The sequence below is a fragment of the Capilliphycus salinus ALCB114379 genome (assembly GCF_047276495.1).
Lineage (GTDB): Bacteria > Cyanobacteriota > Cyanobacteriia > Cyanobacteriales > Microcoleaceae > Capilliphycus > Capilliphycus salinus.
Map to the genome: position 1 here is coordinate 4,724,152 of NZ_CP178543.1, position 17,808 is coordinate 4,741,959.

10 protein-coding genes are annotated in these 17,808 nt (G+C 42.0%); 4 read left to right on the forward strand and 6 right to left on the reverse strand.

The features are described 5' to 3' along the window. Nucleotides 1-680: 680 nt before the first annotated feature. The 3 genes from ACL6C3_RS19060 to speE all read right to left on the reverse strand — a co-directional run bounded on the left by ACL6C3_RS19060 (nt 681) and on the right by speE (nt 3,856). Entirely contained in the window at nt 681-1,553 is an 873-nt protein-coding gene (locus ACL6C3_RS19060) for an EI24 domain-containing protein (RefSeq protein WP_413160610.1), read from the reverse strand. A gap of 19 nt (nt 1,554-1,572) precedes the next feature. Next, entirely contained in the window at nt 1,573-2,634 is a 1,062-nt protein-coding gene (locus tag ACL6C3_RS19065) for a branched-chain amino acid aminotransferase (protein WP_413160611.1), read from the reverse strand. A 274-nt stretch (nt 2,635-2,908) separates the two neighbouring features. Beyond that, nucleotides 2,909-3,856, reverse strand: coding sequence for a polyamine aminopropyltransferase (gene speE, locus ACL6C3_RS19070; RefSeq protein ID WP_413160612.1), 948 nt, complete (start codon nt 3,854-3,856; stop codon nt 2,909-2,911). A gap of 457 nt (nt 3,857-4,313) precedes the next feature. Between speE and ACL6C3_RS19075 the strand changes: the two genes are divergently transcribed. Continuing rightward, nucleotides 4,314-5,114: a class I SAM-dependent methyltransferase gene (locus ACL6C3_RS19075; RefSeq protein ID WP_413160613.1), complete on the forward strand. Its 801-nt coding sequence runs from the start codon at nt 4,314-4,316 to the stop codon at nt 5,112-5,114. 47 nt (nt 5,115-5,161) lie between these two features. Here the strand turns inward: ACL6C3_RS19075 and murG are convergent, their stop codons facing one another. Continuing rightward, nucleotides 5,162-6,235 (reverse strand): undecaprenyldiphospho-muramoylpentapeptide beta-N-acetylglucosaminyltransferase, encoded by a 1,074-nt coding sequence (murG, locus tag ACL6C3_RS19080; RefSeq protein ID WP_413160614.1) that lies wholly within the window; start codon nt 6,233-6,235, stop codon nt 5,162-5,164. 178 nt (nt 6,236-6,413) lie between these two features. Between murG and ACL6C3_RS19085 the strand changes: the two genes are divergently transcribed. Continuing rightward, a complete protein-coding gene (locus tag ACL6C3_RS19085; protein ID WP_413160615.1) occupies nt 6,414-7,244 on the forward strand; it encodes a nuclear transport factor 2 family protein in 831 nt (276 codons plus the stop codon). 345 nt (nt 7,245-7,589) lie between these two features. Here the strand turns inward: ACL6C3_RS19085 and ACL6C3_RS19090 are convergent, their stop codons facing one another. Next, complete coding sequence (locus ACL6C3_RS19090) at nt 7,590-8,402, reverse strand: hypothetical protein (RefSeq protein WP_413160616.1); 813 nt, start codon at nt 8,400-8,402, stop codon at nt 7,590-7,592. A 1,008-nt stretch (nt 8,403-9,410) separates the two neighbouring features. Here ACL6C3_RS19090 and ACL6C3_RS19095 point away from each other — a divergent pair. Together ACL6C3_RS19095 and pta are read left to right on the forward strand one after the other, a co-directional pair. Next, the gene (locus tag ACL6C3_RS19095; RefSeq protein ID WP_413160617.1) at nt 9,411-10,148 is read left to right on the forward strand and encodes a M50 family metallopeptidase; all 738 of its coding nucleotides are present in this window, start codon (nt 9,411-9,413) and stop codon (nt 10,146-10,148) included. A 94-nt stretch (nt 10,149-10,242) separates the two neighbouring features. Further along, entirely contained in the window at nt 10,243-12,330 is a 2,088-nt protein-coding gene (gene pta / locus ACL6C3_RS19100) for a phosphate acetyltransferase (protein ID WP_413160618.1), read from the forward strand. Here the strand turns inward: pta and ACL6C3_RS19105 are convergent. Further along, nucleotides 12,324-17,804 carry an AAA family ATPase gene (locus ACL6C3_RS19105; protein WP_413160619.1) on the reverse strand — a complete coding sequence of 1,827 codons (5,481 nt, stop codon included), beginning with the start codon at nt 17,802-17,804 and terminating at the stop codon, nt 12,324-12,326. The two genes, pta and ACL6C3_RS19105, sit on opposite strands and share 7 nt — an antisense overlap. Between the last annotated feature and the right edge of the window lie 4 nt (nt 17,805-17,808).

Sequence of the window (17,808 nt, forward strand, 5' to 3'; positions counted from 1 at the left end):
CAAACAAAAGTGTAAAAATTCATCTTTTGATCGGTCTCCTAAACTCATTCAACTACAATCATTAACCCCTCAGTGCATTTGTGAGCGCTACTGTTGTCATCCGGTTCGTTTCTGTTTTAACACATCTGCGATGTAGACCCAACATTTGAGATCGGTTAAAAACTTCTATCCTAACTCTCAACTCCAAGTCGTTTTGAGAACAGGTAAAATCTGCCGGAACTGATGAAACTCCTCCCCGGCAACTGTTGCTAAAACCCAATAGAATATTCACGAATCGTTAAATTGAATTCAGATTTTTCTCGGACTAAGGCGAGTCAGTTCATCGTTAACAGTAGAGACAATTCATTTATCAGTATTGTCAACTTCTAAACTTCTACTAATCCGGTGTTTGCTTGTACAACATTGTTGCCGAACATGATAACTTTGACAATAAGCTGATTCAACCAATTCTCTTAAGATTAACCGTAATACAATCCCATTTAAAAAACAATCGTACAATCGCACCTTAATTAAATCTTTACAATCCCAGGGATTATCACTCAATTCACCTTTACATAACCCCGGGTTTTGTAAAGTTCTGGCTGAGATGAAATCCCAAACGATTTGCGACTAATGCTTCCTCCCCCCGACTGCGTATCAGGGAGATCGATCAAAAAATTATCGGTTTAAACTGGGGGAAATTAGGGTTGAGTAGACTGTTCTTGAGAGGCGAAATAATAGGGCCAAAGGCGATCGCAAAAGAACAAAGTTCCCGAACCGACACAGACAGGAATTGCCAATAAATTCACAAACGGAATTGTAATTAACCCCAAACAAACTAAGGCAAAACTTCCGCTGGCGGGTAAAGCTAACCGAATCATTTTTAACTTTTCTCTAAACTTTAACCGTCGCCGTTCCAAAGGCGCATCTAAAAAGTCTAAACAAGTGATCGTAGCCGCTAGGGAAATACCGCCTATCGTGAATAAAATTGAGCCGTAAACGGGTAAAAAATTGAACAAAAATAAAGGAATTCCAATCAGCAATTGTAGGGCTAATTTTTTCAACTCAAACAAAATCGCCCGTCCGATATCTTGGAAAATACTGGTCAAACTGTTTGGGGGAAGAACCGGCGGTTTACCCGTTCTTAATTCTTCCAACCTTTCCGACAGTTGACCGTACCAGGGCGAACCCAAAATTACCCCAAATTGCAGCAAAATAAACCCGATGACTAACAATAAAGCCGTCACCAAAACAATTCGGAGTAACCAACCCAAAATCACCGCAGATACATCTAAATATTGCAGCCATGTTGGTAAATTGGCGACCCAAGTATCAATGCGATTATCTAAATTAGAAACCAGAACCTCAATCCCATTCAAACCCGGAAACAGTAACCCCACATACAGGAGAATACCGACAACAATATTAACGATAATCGGAACAATCACATACCCCCAGAGTTTGGGCGTGCGGATAAACAAACCCAACGCTCGAAAGGGGTAAGTGAAGCCGAAAATCAATCCTAAAGGGGCATGAATGAGCGAGGGCGGTTGTTTTGATCGTTGCTGGTTCATGCTCTATTAAAAACTCAAATTAAACTCGCACAGCCCAACCGTAAGGGTCTTCACATTTAGCCCTTTTAATGTCTTCCAATTTCTCGCCCACCGCCCGACTGTATTTATATTCAGAAACGCTCGGTAAAACCAAATCTCGCCCTTGATAATTAATCGTCGAAATCGGAGCAATGGTCGCCGCAGTCCCCATACCAAACGCTTCCATCAAAACCCCGCTATCAAAAGCTTCGGCAATTTCATCAATAGAAACCAAGCGTTCCTCAACTTTAACCCCCATATCTCTAAACAAAGTTAACACACTATCTCGGGTAATTCCATTTAAAATCGTTCCGGTTAATTTGGGAGTAACAACCACATGATCAATCACAAACGCCAAATTCATCGTGCCGCATTCTTCAATATATTTGTGATGAATAGCATCCAACCAAATTACATTATCATAACCCTGAGCTTTTGCCTCTTTATCGGCTAACAAACTCGCCGCATAATTCCCCGCAACTTTCGCCGCACCCGTTCCCCCTTCACAGGCGCGAACATATTTATCCGTGACAATTAATTTAACCGGATCGGAATAGTAAGGCCCCACCGGACAACTAATAATAAAAAACTTGTAGCTTTCAGAGGGTCTTAAACCAATAAATTCATCGCTTGCAAAATAAGTCGGTCGGATATATAAACTCCCTTCTCCCGTCGGAATCCAATTGGCATCGAGGCGAATTAATTCCGTTAAACCCTCCTGAAAAACCTCCTGAGAAATTGGAGGCATACATAATCGTTCTGCCGATAAATTAATCCGTTGAAAATTCGCTTCCGGTCGAAATAATAACGGTTCTCCGGCCGGATTTCTATAGGCTTTCATCCCCTCAAAAACCGCTTGACCATAATGTAAAGCCGAAAGAGAAGGCGCCATTTCAATCCGTCCGTAGGGAACAATTTTGGCTTCCTGCCAACTGCCATTTTCGTAGGAAGCCACAAACATATGATCGCTAAAGACTTTCCCAAAGGCAACCTTCCCATTCAGTTCGTCGAGACGGGAATGAGCGACTTTTTCAACCGAGAGGTGAGGAGCAACTGTTGACATATGCGGTTCTATCCTAAAATAACCTTAATTTGATCTAGGATAACCTTGAACAGTCATCAGTAACCAGTGTAGGGTCGGGTTCTATCAAAAATCTGTATTTCCTAGCAATAACTTGCATAAACCCGCCCCTACAACAGTGGGGCGGGTTTATATGGGTTGTCTGCGGCACAACATAGATAGACTCAGAACCCGCCCCTACAACAGTGGGGCGGGTTTATATGGGTTGTCTGCGGCACAACATAGATAGACTCAGAACCCGCCCCTACAACAGTGGTTACTGGTCGCTGACATTTCCCTTCCCAAAGAACTTAGGCGGTTCGGCGAGGGTGTAGACTTGAGTTTCTTCGGCGATCGCTTTGCGGATATGCAGGGGAACTTGCATCATTCCCAGAAGCGCCACCCCGTCAAACATCCGAAACCCGCCTGTGGTTTTCTCGGCGATCAGTTGATCGACTTCCTTGGGGTCGGGGCGAGTGTTAATAGGTTTCGCCGACGCCACCGCAAACCCCCAAGGCGCCCCGTAGGTAGAAATGTAGCTACTGTAGGGAACAACGTGAGGAAAAACAGCGTTAACCGTGTGGACGAGGCGAACATGAAGTTTCATGCTTCCCGGCGACACTGGGCCTGCTTGAATAACCAGAAAACCATCCTCCGCCAGACAGTTGCGGATTTTTTCAAAATATTCTTTGGTAAACAGCTTGAACGATGGCCCTTCTTCGATGGGGTCGGACAGATCGGAAATGACCACATCCCAAGGTTCATCGTTGGTATCGAGAAATTCTAACGCATCGCCGATCACCAGTTGCAGACGCGGATCGTCAAAGGCGTTGGCGTGCATTTCCGGGAGATATTCCCGACAGGCGTCAACCACTTCTCCGTCAATATCAACCATCAAAACCTGTTCAACGGTTTTCCACCGCAACACTTCCCGAATGGTTGCCCCTTCTCCGCCCCCGAGAACCAACACCCGGCGGGGCGAGGTGTGAGCGATCATCGCCGGATGAACCAGAGGTTCGTGGTAGAGGAACTCATCCCCCGTGCAAGACTGCCATTTCCCATCGAGAACTAAGCCTTTACCATAGGCTCCCGTTTCGACGATGTACATCTCTTGATATTCTGTTTTTTTGTAGGCTAGTACGTTCGTGACCCCGTGAGCGTAAATATCCCAAGGTGTGATGTATTCCGTGATCCAAAAATCGGCCTGAAGTTCGTTACCAGACATGACGCCCCTCCCGTTCGAGCAAATAAATTCCCATCTAGCCAACAATCTGTAATTTTTATCACAAAATTACGGGGAATTCAATCTCTCTAGCGTTGAAAATTCCCGGCCACCAAAAGTTAAATCAGGCGGCGGCTTGAATGAGCCATTCTTTTGACCGATGGGATCAAACGCCCGATCTGTGTTATTGTATATTTGTTGTTTTTTCTACTTCTCAATTCTAAAGAATTCGTTAAATTGATGAGTATTCCTACGGATTGAGTGTACTTAACCCCTGATCCCCAAAAAATGAATTGAGAAATTGTCGTGAAATGCTCGAAAATCGATTGTAGAGTCAATCAGAAATTTCCCCCCAGGAACCCTGTTGATGACGATACCGTTTAAACTTTGTTAAACTTAAAAAAAATTTATCAATAAATACTGCATACTGTTAAGGAAAGACCCAACTCCTAAGCGTCGAATGAGTATCCAGACAGCCAAGAACACACCGACCCCCTTCGTGAATGATTGGGATGTCCATCTTTACGACCGTCGCCACCGTTATGTCTCTCACCTCGCCACTGACTTACTGAAACTGCTTCATCCAACTCATGGAGAACACATCCTTGACTTGGGTTGTGGAACGGGTCATCTGACCTATCGGATCACCAGTTGTGGAGCGGAGGTCATTGGTGTTGATAGTGCCGTTTCTATGATCGAACGAGCCAGTCATTCCTATCCCCATCTGAAGTTCGCCGTCGTCGATGCGGCTTCTCTGGGAATGAACGAACAATTTGATGGCGTCTTTTCCAATGCGGTTTTACATTGGATTAAAGAGCCGGAGAAAGTCATTGAAGGAGTTTGGCAAGCCTTAAAACCGGGAGGACGGTTTGTAGCCGAGTTTGGCGGAAAGGGAAATGTAGAAACGATTGTTAACGGGATCTGTGAAGCTTTAGACGAGGCTGGATATCCCGAAAATCAAAAGTTAAATCCCTGGTATTTTCCCAGTATCGCCGAATACGGAACTCTCTTGGAACGTCAAGGCTTTCAATTACAAGTCGCGACTTTGTTCGATCGCCCGACTCGTTTAGAAGACGGAAAAAATGGTCTGCGAAATTGGATTGAAATGTTCGCGAGTTGCTTCTTTCATAATATTCCTGCCGAACAACAGGATAAAATTTTAAGGCGCATCGAGAAGAAGTTAGACTCGAAGTTGTATCAAGATGGAAGCTGGATCGCTGATTACAAACGAATTCGCATCAAAGCGGTTAAACTCCATTAACAGCTACAGCATCGGAAATTTTTCTGGGGTTTCTCATCATCTGTTTCTTATCTGTTTTTCTTCCCCTCAGTATTCAACACCTGGGCGATCGCCGAAGCTAATTGTTCGGCGCTATTGAGTACCGCTAAATTTGCCGTTGCGATCGCCATGTCTTGCAATTGTTGGGGGGATTTCAGCAGATGTGATACCTTACTTTTGAGGATTTCGCCCGTGAGGTCGGTTTGACGGAGTAACAACCCCGCACCCGCATCGGCGAATACTTTGGCGTTGTAGGTTTGATGATCTTCTGCGGCGTAGGGATAGGGAATCAAGATCGAAGGCGTCCGAGTTACCGCCAACTCGGTTAGGGTTCCCGCCCCCGCCCGACTAATGGCTAAATTCGCCCGTTTGAGTAAAGCCGGCATATTATCATAAAACGGCATTGCTAAATACTGGGGATGCTGTAAACTGTCCGTATGGGGATCGTTGGTTCCGGTCAGATGCACCACCCAAGCGCCCGTGTCAAACCAAGCCGAAGCCGATGAGCGAACCAACTGGTTCACCGCCACCGCTCCCTGACTGCCGCCCACAACCACAATTAGCGGCGCGTTTTCGGGGATAGAAAAGGGCAAAGGTTCGGTTTCGCCCAAAAACCCAGAACGAACCGGCGTTCCCACAATCGCCGTTTTTTTGGCTTTGGGTAAATACTGGGTTGAACAGTCAAACCCCAACGCCACCAAGTCGCACCACCCACTCAACAAACGGGTGACTTTCCCAGGTAAAGCGTTCGACTCATGCAGAATTACCGGTAAACCCAAGGAACGGGCCGCTAAAATGGCGGGGGCGGCGATGTAACCTCCGGTTGAGAAAACCCCCTGAAAGTTTCCTTGTTTGAGGAGACGGCGAACTTGTAAGATCGAACCTGTTAAACGGGTGAAGGTTCGCAGGGTTCCCAAGCCAAACCGTTCCTGAAACCCTTGGACGCCGATGGTGTGTAGGGGATATTGCTGAGGAACAAGTTGGGTTTCCAAGCGGTCAGGTACGCCTAGCCATTCGATCTCATAGTTTGATAATTGGGTGGCGGTGGCGATCGCCGGAAATAAATGTCCGCCCGTACCGCTAGCTGCAATCAATAATCGCATGAGTGTATAGAGTTGGGTATATCCACAAACAGAGTTGTAAGATTTAAGTTACCATTAAAGTTACCATTCTTGGGTCTGGTGAACCGGAAAACTCACACTGTGCATTCGGGTTAACGGGTGTAGAAAGCCGCTAATTCAACATTTATTGAAATCATTACTGATAACAAAACCGTTTCTTATGACGATTTTTCCTTCTCTGCAACTGTCTTCTCTTGTCTCTCGTCGTCGAGAATTTTCCCCCCTGCTTTCTGGGTTACTGGGTGTCGTTTTCTGGGGTGCGACAGGGGTTGTTTTGGGTGAAGTTCGCGCCCAAGAACCCCCGGAAACCGCCCCCGCCGAATTAACCACATTAATTGAAGGAATTGAAGCCGCAGCCAATCGTCAGGATGTGAACGGGGTGATGCAGTTTTATGGTGAAAATTTTAGCACAACTGACGGGTTAGATCGTCGCAGTTACGAACAAGTATTAACTCAGCTTTGGCAAAATTATTCTAATTTGAATTATCAAACCCAATTGCAATCTTGGGAACGGGACGGTTCGGCAATTGTGGCGACTACGGTGACAGAAATTACCGGAACTCAAGATTTTAACGGCCGAGATTTTCAACTGACTTCGACGATTACTTCCGAGCAACGCATCGAAAATCAAAAAGTTGTTCAGCAAGACGTGTTAGCCGAACGCAATCAATTAACGAGCGGAGAAGAACCGCCTACGGTAACATTAAGAATACCAGAACAGGTTAAACCCGGTCAAGAATATAGCGTGGATGCGATCGTTGAAGAACCTCTGGGCGAGGAAATTATGATCGGAACGGCAATAGAAGAACGGGTGACGCCGAGAGCTTATTTAACCGAGTTTCCTTTGGAGTTGGAGTTCTTACCGTCGGGGGGTGTTTTTAAAGTCGGAACCGCCCCAAAAACGCCGGGAAATAATTGGATTTCTGCGATTTTAATGCGTCCGGGTGGGATTACGTTGGTGACGCAAAGATTGAAAATTGTTCAGCCGTAAATACAAATCAGTAGGGTGCGTCAAATAATAATTTTTGCAATTACCAACAGAAAAAATAAAAAATTGACGCACCATATTATTTTGTTAATCTTATCAATTTGTTGGCGATACCCGTAGGCTATGTCAAATAATAATTCTTGCAATTCCCAACAAAAAAAATAAAAAATTGACGCACAATTAGCCCTCGGTTCCCTCAAAAAATTCTTGTGAAAATTCCCAACACAAAACCCGAACAATTGACGCACCATTAGCCGTCGGTTCCGTCAAATCCTTCTTATTCAAATTATCAACAAAAAGACACAGTGTTTACTGTGCCTTTCAAGAAACTGGAACAGTTAAATTGAACTAGGATTTTTTAGCCTTTTTCTGAGCAATCAGACCGCCAATAGCCAGCAGACCAACAACCATTCCGGGTTCGGGAACGCTCTTGTTATTGTTGGGGTCAAAGCCTTTATTGCTCAGTAAAAAGGAGTGGTTGTCAGTTTCAAAACCACCACCTGTGGAGGAAAGCTGAGTTAAAACAATCCGGTCAAACAAAGAATTTACATCTTCAGCCCAAAACTCTAAATAAGCATCCGCTTCATTCCAGAAGTTTGTTGCACTGTGAGAACCTTTAACATCTTTCCAAGCCGCATTCAATTCAGCTTGACCTTCAACGGGTTGGTTGACATTATTTCCCGCAGACTGGAAAGCACTGATGAGCGTATCCCCTTTGAAGAACTCAATTCGGTTGTTCTGACTCACAGAACCCCAGTTCAAACCAAAATAATTAGCGGTACTTTTGAGGTCAATTGTGACTCTATCTCCAGAGAAAACGGCAAGGTAGGGGTTGGTTTTATTAACAGTTCTATCAATGTTTTCAGGAACCCACTGGTCAGCAATCACAGAGCTTTTCTTGCCATTTTCAAAGGTGTAGGAGGCAAAGTCATTGCTAAAATTTGTGCTAGATTTGCTGCCTTGCACGTTAGGAATTAAATCGTTGAAGTCAATAGTAGCGGTGTTTTCAACTGGAGTGGCAATACCCATGTTGCCATTTTCACCGTAGGCAACACCTTGGTTCATCCGAAACATCACACCTGCATGAGCAGTATTGGCAACCCCGAAAGTAGAGAGAGCAGTAAGAGCGGCGAATGCAACAGCTTTTTGTGTAGTTTTCATGGCTTTTCCTGAGGTTGATTAAATTCGTCTTGTGGTTCTTATCTACATAAATAACAAGAAAAACAACTATATGGCAATGGGTTGTTATATGTTTTACACAGTCTTTAAAATAGGAATTTTCCGGTTTTCAAGGATTGGAGTATACCCGAAATTAATAACAAATAAAATTATCGGTGTTTTCACGGAATACGAGAGCAAAATAGAAGTTTAATCAGAAAAAATACTTATAAAGATGTCTATATACAAAAAAACTCAATTCCATTGGGAATGACCTCAAGTATCTTTAATCAAAGCATTTGGTGTTTTTTGCTCTGCTCGCAGCAACGGAGATCATATCCGTATTTTCTCGGAGAATAGATTTTTTTCCCAAAGAAAAGAGATTCTTTATAGGAGCTTCACATAAGATTTGGCTCTCTGTGTCGATCATTTACAGCACAGGACAGTTAAGCTTGAGCATAGGAAACCATAAGTTGTTTTCGGCTTGGCTTCCCCATTGAACAGCGAGCCGGAGTAATAGATCCACTAATATCATTATTATTTCTGCCATTCAATTGTGACAAGGGGTTGATACTCCTCATTTTTAATGATGGGGGCGAGTTCTTTGGCGTTTTTCTTCTCATCTAAGGCTTTGGCGAGTTCAAAAACTGCTTTTTCCCGCTTCTACTCCTGTCGAAACCGTTCCGGTTAAAGAAAGTTCTATATCAGTGTTGAGAACTGTCCAAATATTACGCCAGACTTTTCCCGCCATTGTTAAATTTTCCTGAAATTAACCGTTTGCGTTGAAATGAGTCTTTTCAATTTTAACACCGTTTTAAAATATGATATTATGAAGTATAAATATTTAACCTTTAGTTAGACCCTACACCGGATTTGCAGTTAGCTGAAATTAGAAGCTAAAATAAAAAAAGCATTCATCGCCATCAGAAACGCCGAAGTTCTATGATGTAGATAGACGATAGAACTTGACTGTGATTTCAATCTAACCTACATTTTACCGACGCTTAACCAATGAAAAATCTAAATCTACAACCCTTTGAGGGAACAACCGGAAACCGCAACCAAATGGGGATAAGCTGGCTAATTGGCGCCGCTGCTGTTACCCTAATTTTGTGGCAATTTTCCTGGGGAGATTATATCCTTTATCCCTTTTCAATTCTCGCCACTTGGTTTCACGAAATGGGTCACGGACTGACGGCGTTACTCCTGGGGGGAGACTTCCGAAAATTGGTGATGCTTCCCAACGGTTCGGGCTTTGCGGTGCATTCCGGTTCGTTATTTTTAGGACCCATTGGACGGGCGTTGGTGGCTGCGGGTGGACCGTTGGGGCCGGCATTTGCGGGGGGATTATTTATTATTTCCAGTCGTCGCTACAAAAATGCTCATATTTGTTTAATGATTCTGAGCGGATTGTTACTCCTTTCTGTGTTAATCTGGGTGCGATCGCTATTTGGTATTGTGGCGATTTCTCTGTGGGGTGCAGGCCTGTTATTTACCGCCCTAAAAACGCCCCATTGGTTGCAAGGATGGACGATTCAGTTTTTAGGGGTGCAGGCGATTATCAGCACCTACCATCAACGGGGTTATTTGTTTATGAATAAAGCCGTTATCGGAGGTCGAATGATCGTGTCTGACACCGGACAAATTGCCCAACAACTGTTTCTACCCCATTGGTTTTGGGCCTGTTTAATTATTCTGATTTCTGTAGGGATTTTTGTTCAAAGTCTCAGAATTGCTTACCGGAAGTAAGCGGGAAACAGTCGAGAAGTTAACCGAGAAAATTTCAGAAAAACTCGGCAAAAAATTCGCTATATTTTCTAGCGTGTATCCAGGGGAGACTTCTATGGTTTCAAACTTATATATTGCAGCAGTAGACTCCGACAGTGGTAAATCTCTTGTGCTATTGGGCATAATGGAATTGCTATCTAAACGGATTAGTCGGTTGGGTGTTTTTCGTCCAATTATTCATCGTAGAAATAGACCCGATCCCGATATCGAATTAATTCGCACTCGTTATCAACTGGATTTTCCCTATGAATCTCTCTACGCTTTAAATCACGAACAAGCCCAACGTTTAGTGGCGGACGGACATTATGATGAACTCCTGAAAACCATTCTTGAAAAATACAAAGCTTTAGAACAAGAATGTGATTTTATTGTTTGTGAAGGCGCCGATACCGTTGATGTGACTTCCGCCTTTGATTTTGATTTAAACGTTCAGGTTGCAAATGATTTGGGTTCAGCCATTGTCATTGTCGCCAACGGACAGGGAAAAACCCCCGAAGAAGTCGTTGATGGAGTTCGCACCGAACGAGAAGCTTTTATCGAAGAAGGATGTACAATTGCAGCAACGATTGTTAACCGAGTTTTCCCCCAAGATATTCGCACAATTACCCAACAATTTCAACAGTGTTGGAATTATGAAGATCCGGTTTTTGTGTTACCCGAAGAAGAGATTCTTTGGAAACCAACCCTTGCAGAAATTGCCCAAACAATTCAAGCGAAATTCATTCACGGCGACGGCGAAAAACTCAACCGGGAAGTCCATGATTTCAAAGTCGCCGCGATGCAAGTTCCTCACTTCCTCGAACACATTGACGAAGGGAGTTTAATTGTTACTCCGGGGGATAGATCCGATATTTTATTAAGCTGTTTGGTGGCGACTTTATCGGATAATTATCCCAATATTGCGGGAATTATCTTAAGCGGAAATCTCGAACTTCCTACCTCGATTTACAAATTAATTGATGGGTTTACCCAGTGGAGCGTACCCATTATGACTGTAGAAGCAGATACCTTTGAAACGGCGACTAAAGTTAGTCAAGTTCGGGCGCGAATTACCGCAGATAACCCCCGGAAAATTGCCACCGCTTTGGGAATATTTGAGTCCTATGTAGAGGGTTCAAAAATTGCCGAACGCATCTCGGTTTCCCGTTCTCATCGCCTGACGCCGTTGATGTTTGAATATGAGTTAATTGATCGGGCGAGAAAAAATAAGAAACATATTGTTTTACCGGAAGGAAACGAAGAACGAATTTTACAGGCGACTGAAATATTATTGCGACGGGGTGTAGTCGAGATTACGCTGTTAGGTCAAGAGTCAGAAATTAACAAAAAAATTGCCACTTTGGGTCTAAATTTAGATGGGGTTAATATTGTCGATCCCAACAATTGCGACTGGTATGAAGACTATGCAGAAACCTATTTTGAACTGCGAAAACATAAAGGAATTAGTCGAGATTGTGCGGCCGATGTGATGCACGATAATAGTTATTTTGCCACCATGATGGTGTACAAAGGGGTTGCCGACGGCATGGTTTCGGGAGCGGTTCATACAACGGCTCATACCATTCGTCCGGCGTTGGAATTTATCAAAACTAAACCCGGATGTTCGATTGTTTCCAGCGTGTTTTTAATGAGTTTAGAAGATCGGGTTTTGGTGTATGGAGATTGTGCGGTTAATCCGAATCCCAACCCCCAACAATTGGCCGATATTGCGATTAGTTCGGCGATGACTGCGAAAACATTTGGGATTGAACCTTTGGTGGCGATGTTGTCTTATTCGACGGGAGAATCTGGGAAAGGGGAAGATGTGGATAAAGTCCGCCAAGCGACTCAAATTGCTCAACAATTACGCCCGGATTTAAAAATAGAAGGGCCGATACAATATGACGCCGCAGTGGATGAAAATGTTGCCAAAACGAAGCTACCCGGAAGTGAAGTCGCCGGACACGCAACGGTGTTTATTTTCCCCGATTTGAATACCGGAAATAACACTTATAAAGCCGTTCAACGTTCGGCGAATGCGGTGGCGATTGGCCCGGTTTTACAGGGGTTGAAAAAACCCGTTAACGATCTCAGTCGGGGGTGTACAATTACCGATATTGTGAATACCGTTGCCATTACCGCCATTCAAGCTCAATCTCAGTGAATCTCAGCAATTTTGAGGGGAATTTCGATTATAAATTCGGTGCCTTTACCGATTTCTGAATGGCATTGAATTCGACCCTGATGTCTTTCTTCGATAATTTGCCGAGAAATTGATAATCCTAAACCTGTACCTTGACCTACGGGTTTAGTTGTAAACAGATGGTTAAAGATTTTGTGTTTGACTTCGGGTGAAATACCCGGACCATTATCTTTAATTTTAATGCAGATCATGTGTTCTTCTGCGTTGATTTCCGTTTGAATTTTGATCTGATGGGAAGTCACCAGATGGGGCTTTGGCGTTAACTGTTCGCTGGCTTCGTCAAAAGCATCAATAGCATTGGCAATTAGATTCATAAAAACTTGATTCAACTGTCCGGGAAAACAGAAGATTTTGGGGAGATTTGCATATTGTTTAATGACTTCAATTTGAGAGCGTTTTTCATTGGCTTTTAGGCGATATTTTAAAATCAGCAAAGTGCTATCAATTCCTTCGTGAATATTAAAAGCAACCTGACAATCTTTGTCAGCCCGATAAAAGATTCGCATCGAACTACTAATATTGCGAATTCGTTCCACTCCGGTTTTCATCGAGGAAATTAAGTCGGGTAAGTCTTCCAGGATATAGTTTAAATCAATTTCATCCGCATGAAGATCGATTTCTTCGTCGGGTTCTGAGAACTTTTTCTGATAAAGTTGCAAATGTTCAATTAAGTCTTGAATGTATTCTTCGGCATAAGAAATATTGCCCGAAATAAAACCAACTGGATTATTGATTTCATGGGCAATTCCCGCCATTAAATGTCCCAATTCCGACATTTTTTTACTTTTAATAATTTCCAGTTGTGCAGTTTTTAAATCCTGAATATAACCTTCGAGTTGACGAGCATAATCTTGAGATTTTTGATACAATTCGGCATTTTCTAAAGAAATAGCAGCTTGAGAACACAAGAGTTGTAAAATTCTAATTCTGTCCGGTGTAAACGCTTCGCAGGTCAGGCTATTTTCCAAATAAAGAATGCCGATTAATTGACCATGATTGATAATCGGCGTACACAAAATTGATTGAGGTTGATGTAAAATAATATAAGGATCGGCTGTAAATCGAGTTTCATTTTTGACATGGTTGATGACTATAAATTTTTTAGTTCGCCAAACATAATGAACTAAAGTCATCGGAATTAAGGGTTTTTCTTCGATTAAAATTGGATAGAGATTACAATCTTGATTGATTTCACATTGAGCTTGAATCGTTAATTTATTTTCGAGCAACCGAACCAAACATCCTCGTGATGCACCTGCATTTTCCATCATTACTTGCATCAAAACCGAGAGTAACTTATCGAGTTTAATTTCACCAGACAGAACTTGAGACGCTTTCATCACCGTTTTTAAATCCAATGCTTCGGAAATATTGGTTCTATGAGCCGTCAAGGTTTGTAAGTTTTTCTCAGCAAAAAGAGAGGTTTCACTCAAATGAATCAGGGTTTTATCGGGATTGAGATTAATTTTTTTCTGCTCAAGAATTGAGTCGAGAAGTAGGGGATAACGTTTTTCTAAATCTTCAACTTTGGCTTGTGCGCCCCAACGACTATAAGCATAATAGGCTTCGATCATGTAAGTTTGAGCAATTTTTTCTTTATTCCAGCTTAGATAAAATTTAGCCGCAAGTTCATTGGCGAGGCTTTCTTCTTGGATAAATCCCTGTTTTTTCGCTTCGGCAATGGCGGATTCATACATTTCTATGGCGGCTAATTTTTCATCTAAAACCCGATATCGTTCGGCTTCAACCAGATAAAATTTATTTAAAAAGTTATCGGGGGCGTTTTTAACAAATTGCTTGATTTTTTGCTGATTTTCTTCGACTTTTTTTAGGTTAAATTCTAACTGATTAGGGCTTAACGTTTCCGCCCCAGATAACAAGGCGAGTGACTCGTAAAAATAAAGGAGAATAACCAGAAATAATCCTTTAAAATTTTCAACATATTGATAGGCGAACTCTGCATTTTCTAAAGCCCGTTCAACGTCACCAAACAGGTAACAAAGAATCAGTTTATTACAGGAAATATAATAAAGCATATCCCGATTTTTAGCGTCTTGATGAACCGAGATCATTAAATCTTCATTGTAAGCAGTTCCCTTTAAAATACAGGGATTTTCGCTCTCTCCCAGTAAATTCAATACCGCCTGATGAAAAACTTGGTTTTTATACAGGGTTTGTTCTTGTTTGATTTCGGCGATCGCCTGACTATAGTTGGTTATTTCTTGCTGTAAGGCGTTGAGTTCTTCACCCAAACAATAACGGTGATAACAGTAGAGAAATGCACAATAAGAAGCAAACTCTAATTCTCCCGTTTCTAAACCTTTTGAATAGCCGTTGAGCAAGGGAGATAATGTAGAGTTTAGAGGTTCGATCCAAGGATTAATTAAACCATAAATCACCACAGAAGCCCGGGCTTTAAATTTATAGGCATTTAACTTTTCGATGAGATTTAAAGCCAACTGACCCATTTGATAACCCGAGTCAACATCTCCCATTCCTGCCGATAAAATCATACCATAGCTCGCATATCCAAAAGTAGATTCGGGGCTGTTTCCAAACTGAAGTGATAAATTGACTTGTTGAAAAATAATTAATGAATAAAGCGTCGAAGAAACAACATAAGCAGGTGTAGCAATTTTAGAGAGAATATTAATCGCCGCCTGTTGGGTTGGGTTATTCATTAATTTTAAATCAATCAGATCGGAAATGGGAGTTTTGGCTAAAGCGGCTTGAATGGTTGCTAAACTTTGAGCGACATCTTCTGAAGTGGGGTTTTCACTCAGCCGAATTCCTAATTTTTCTAAAACCTGTAGTCCAGTTTGAACCGCTTCCAACATTTGATTTTGAGCAATATGAGCCAGGATTTTCACCTGATAAACTTTAATCGTATCTAAAAACACTTTAGCCTGTTGTAAAACCACCGTTATCCACCGTTGCATTTGCTCAAATTCACCCAGTAAACTGGCGGCTTCTGCGGCCGAAGTATACAGGTTTAAAGAGAGTTGATAATCTTGCCAATCCCATGTTTTTGTCAGTTCTATTCCCACTTGAAAATACTCAAGTGCGGCGTCATAAGCAGTCGATAACTTGGCTTTTTGTCCGGCAATTCCGTTTAATTTCGCGAGTTGATGCTGTTCGGCTTGGGTTGTTAATAAATCTTTTCCTAAGTTTAACTGGTTGACCACATCAAAAATATTTTCGTCTCGTTCCCTGAGATTATTTAACAGCAGTTGACCAATTTTAAGATGAATAGCTGATTTTTCGTCTTCGGGAATCAGATAATAAGCCGCCTGTTGAATGCGATCGTGTAAAAACTTGTAGGAAATTTCAAAGGGTTTTTCTTCTGATTTTAAAAAGGCTTGAAAATCCTCAGAGATGAACGGTTCAGAACTGGGAAAAAAATGATAGACTTCGCTGGTGGGCAAAATCAACCCCTCTTCTAAAGCAATCCATAAATTTTCGGCAATTTCTAGAGGGCATTTTTCACAAACAATCGATAAAGTCTTCAAGTTAAACTCATTACCGATACAGGCGGCTAGCTGAAGAATATATTGAGTTTTTTGGGGTAATTTTCTCAGTTTGTCTCGGACTAAATCGACCACATTTTCCGTGAGAGATAAAGCGCGAATTTTAACTAAATCGCACTGCCAATAACCGACTTTATCGTTAAAAGTTATAAGTTCTTCTTGGTGTAAAGCTTTCAAAAATTGCGTGGCAAAGAAAGGATTTCCACGAGTTTTTTGCATTACCAATTCTGCCAGGGGAATAGCTTGTTGCGGAGAACAGTGCAATGTATCAGCAATCAAATATTTAACATCATCGAGTTGCAAAGGTTCGAGGGTAATCGTATTAACCAATACCCCCTGTTTTGCGAGTTCATTTAACGTTAAAATCAAGGGATGAACCGAACTGACTTCGTGATCTCGATAAGCTCCAATCACCAACAAATATTGACTATCGGTTTCGCTCATTAATAACTGAATCAACTTTAAAGAAGCAGAATCGGCCCACTGTAAATCATCTAAAAATAAAACCAAAGGATGTTCTTTGCTGCTTAAAACCTGAATAAACCTTTTCAACAGTAAATTAAACCGATTTTGAGCCGCAGTTCCTAACAGTTCAGTGACGGAAGGTTGTTGTCCAATAATGTCTTCCAATTCGGGAATAACCCCGATCAAAATTTGACCATTTTCGCCCAAAGCCGAGAGAATTTTCTCTTTCCACCCTTGAAGCTGAGTTTCACTTTCACTCAACAGTTGTCTCATTAAATCTCGGAAGGCTTGCACGAAAGCGCTGAAGGGAATATTACGTTGAAATTGCTCAAATTTACCCTTAATAAAATATCCTTTTTGGCGAACAATCGGTTTATGAACTTCGTTAACAACTGCGGTTTTTCCTATTCCTGAAAACCCCCGAACTAATAGAATCTCTCTTTGAGATAAACGCCCAAAATTCTCCGCCCCCTCATAACCAATAACCCGATCAAATGCGGCCAATAAAGTGGCAACTTCTTGTTCTCGTCCGTAGAGTTTTTCAGAAAGAACAAAGCGGTCGCTAAGATCTTTTTGAGCAATCTCAAACCGTTCTATTTTCTGATATTTCTTCAATTGTTGCTGACAAACTTGTAAATCCCATTCAAGTCCCCTGGCGCTTTGATAGCGTTCTTCAGCCATTTTCGCCATCAATTTCATCACAATATTAGAAAGGACTTCAGGAAGATTGGGATTAACTTCAATGGGCGGAATCGGTTTTCTCGCGATATGACAATGAACTAATTCCATCGGATCGTCAGACTGAAAAGGTAATTTTCCCGTCAGTAACTCATAAAACGTAACACCCAAAGAGTAAAAATCTGTACGATAATCAATCCCCCGATTCATTCGTCCGGTTTGTTCGGGAGACAGATAAGTTAAAGTCCCTTCTAAAGCGTTGGGATTTTGAATGGTGCGCGTTTCTTTGGGGAGCAAAGAAGCAATACTAAAATCAATCAGTTTTACTTCTAATGTGTTAGGATGAATTAAAATATTTTGCGGTTTAATATCTTTATGAATAATTCGATGTTGATAAAGTTCGGCCAGAATTTGCGTCAGTGAAATGGCGATTTTTAGAAACTGCTCCAAATTTAAGGGCTGGCGATTGATATATTCAGCCAGAGAAACATCTCCGCCATCCGCCATCACCAATACTAAACTGTTGCGATAGTTTTCCAGAGCCATAGGACGAACAACCCCGTCAATTTTTAAATTTTTAGTAATCGTGTATTGATTCCGAAATTGCAGCAATTCTTTGAAGCTGGGATATTTATTTCTCAGAAACTTCAGAATAACGGCTTTTTGATCGCAAATCCTTTGAGCGCGATAAACTAGAGATTTATATCCTTCATGGATTAGATCTAGATTTTGATAGCCTAAGAGTTGAAGGGATGAATCAATCATTGTT